This is a genomic window from Citrobacter sp. T1.2D-1, from assembly GCF_950098555.1.
Taxonomy (GTDB): Bacteria; Pseudomonadota; Gammaproteobacteria; order Enterobacterales; family Enterobacteriaceae; genus Citrobacter_A; species Citrobacter_A telavivensis.
On record NZ_CATNHH010000052.1, the window covers coordinates 1 to 406 of the forward strand.

Annotated in this window: 1 pseudogene; it reads right to left on the reverse strand. The window is 53.2% G+C overall.

Annotated elements, in window-relative coordinates:
• Nucleotides 1-321, reverse strand: a pseudogene (locus tag QQZ17_RS21160) (class I fructose-bisphosphate aldolase); the annotation flags it as partial.
• Between the last annotated feature and the right edge of the window lie 85 nt (nucleotides 322-406).

The following is a 406-nucleotide window of genomic DNA, read 5'->3' on the forward strand; positions in this document are numbered from 1 at the left end:
GTTACAGCCGGCTTCTATCGCCAGCTCAACAATATTTTTTGGATCAAAATAGAGCGGATTCGCGGCAAATGATGCGCCAGCAGAGTGCTCCACGCCCTGGTCAACGGGCAAAATGGACAGGTAGCCGATTCCGCTCAGCCGTCCGGTGTTGTAAAGCGTCTGCATGTTCCGCAGCACTGCCGGTGGCCGGTTGTTATCAATCATGACGCGGTCAACGTAATCATGGCCCGGCAGATAGAGCTGCTCGGCTGGAATAGTCATACAACGATGCTGTAAAAGGCTGTCGGCGTCTTTGCCAAGCAACTGCGCAATATCAGTCATAGTGATGCTCCCGTAAGTTCCGACGTCATGTCGGAGCGAGTGAACCAAACCCAAATTTCATGGGCAGACTAAGCCTGGTACCGAC